This is a genomic window from Streptomyces sp. CBMA123 (assembly GCF_014596465.1).
Lineage (GTDB): Bacteria > Actinomycetota > Actinomycetes > Streptomycetales > Streptomycetaceae > Kitasatospora.
The window spans coordinates 1-1,992 of sequence record NZ_MECK01000451.1 but is presented as its reverse complement, the minus strand read 5'-3'; the positions used below and the strand labels follow the sequence as shown (position 1 = coordinate 1,992).

The 1,992-nt window shown below is 77.5% G+C and carries 1 protein-coding gene; it reads left to right on the top strand.

Features of this window, described 5'->3' with window-relative positions; genetic code table 11:
• On the top strand, positions 1 to 1,992 hold a 1,992-nt coding region (locus BG452_RS33895), incomplete at both ends, for an acyltransferase domain-containing protein (RefSeq protein WP_188308187.1).

Genomic DNA, 1,992 nt, shown 5'->3' with positions numbered 1-1,992 from the left:
CGCGCTCGCCGCGCTCGCGGACGGGCAGGGCGACGGCCGGGCGGTGCTGGGCACCACCCAGGGCCGGGGCAAGCTCGCCTTCCTGTTCGCCGGGCAGGGCTCGCAGCGCCTCGGCATGGGCCGCCGACTGGCCGCCCGCTTCCCGGTGTTCGCTGCCGCGCTGGACGAGGTGCTCGGCGAGCTCGACGGGCGGCCGGACGCGCCGCTGCGCGGCGTGCTGTGGGGCGCCGCCGAGGAATCGCTGAACCGCACCGGCCACGCCCAGCCCGCGCTGTTCGCCGTCGAGGTCGCGCTGTACCGGCTGCTGGAGTCCTGGGGCGTGCGGCCGGACTTCGTGGCCGGCCACTCGGTCGGCGAGATCGCCGCCGCGCACGTGGCCGGGGTGTTCTCACTCGCCGACGCGTGCGCGCTGGTCTCCGCCCGGGCCCGGCTGATGCAGGCCCTGCCGACCGGTGGCGCCATGGTCGCGCTGGAGGCGAGCGAGGCCGAGGTCGTCCCGCTGCTCGGCCAGGGCGTCTCGCTGGCCGCCGTCAACGGGCCGACGGCCGTGGTCGTCGCGGGCGAGAGCGCGGCGGCCGAGGCCGTCACCGCGCACTTCGCCGAACTCGGCCGCAAGGTGCGGCGGTTGCGCGTCTCGCACGCCTTCCACTCGCCCCTCATGGACCCGATGCTCGACGAGTTCCGCGCCGTCGTCGCCGGACTGAACCCGCAGGCGCCCGCGATCCCGGTCGTCTCGACGCTCACGGGCACGCTCGCCACCGTCGAGCAGCTCACCTCCGCCGACTACTGGGCCGACCAGGCCCGGCAGGCCGTCCGCTTCGCCGACGCCGTCGCCTGGCTCGGCGGCCACGGCACCGGGCTGTTCCTCGAACTCGGCCCGGACGGCGCCCTCGCCGCACTCGCCCAGGCCGGCCTCGACGACCCGGCCGGCGACGGTCGCAGCGCCCTCGCCGCGCTGCGCCCCGGCCGCGACGAGGCCGAGGTGCTCACCGAGGCCCTGGCCGGCCTGCACGTGCGGGGCGTCCCGGTGCGCTGGGACGCCTACTTCGCGGGCACCGGTGCCCGCCCCGTCGACCTGCCCACCTACGCGTTCCAGCACCGGCGCTACTGGCCGAAGAGCGCGCTCGCCCGCACCGGCGACGTCCGCGCCGCCGGGCTCGGCTCGGCCAACCACCCGCTGCTCGCCGCCGCCGTCTCGCTCGCCAACACCGACGGCCTGCTGCTGACCGGCCGACTCTCGCTGCGCACCCACCCCTGGCTGGCCGACCACACCGTCGACGGCACCGTGCTGCTGCCCGGTACGGCCTTCCTGGAGCTCGCCGTGCACGCCGGCGGCGAGGTCGGCTGCGACCGCGTCGAGGAACTGACGCTCACCGCGCCGCTGGGGCTGCCCGAGCAGGGCGGCGTCCAGGTACAGGTGTGGGCCGGGCGGGCCGACACGAGCGGGCGGCGCACCGTGGGCGTCTACGCCCGCCCCGAGGGCGACGAGGACGCCCCGTGGACGCAGCACGCCGACGGTGTCCTCACGGCAGATGAGAACCCGGCCACCGTCAAGGAGTTCACGGTGTGGCCGCCGGCCGGTGCCGAACCGCTGGACCTGGACGGCCTGGACGGGCGGCTGGCCGCCGCGGGCTTCCGCTACGGCCCGGCCTTCCGCGGCCTGCGCGCGGCCTGGCGGCGCGGCGAGGACGTGTTCGCCGAGGTCGCGCTCGACGAGGGCGTGAGCGGCGAGGCGGGCGCGTTCGGGATCCACCCGGCGCTGCTGGACGCCGCACTGCACGCCACCGCGTTCCTGGGGCTCGGTGGGGTGCCGTTCTCCTGGCAGGACGTCAGCCTGCACGCCACCGGGGCGTCCGTCGTGCGAGTGCGGCTGTCCGCCTCCGGTGACGACGCGGTGGCGGTCGAGGTCGCCGACGCGGCGGGCGGCCCGGTCGCCTCGGTCGGCTCGCTGCTGCTGCGGGCGCTCCCGGGCCTCCCCGCCACCGCCGTCGG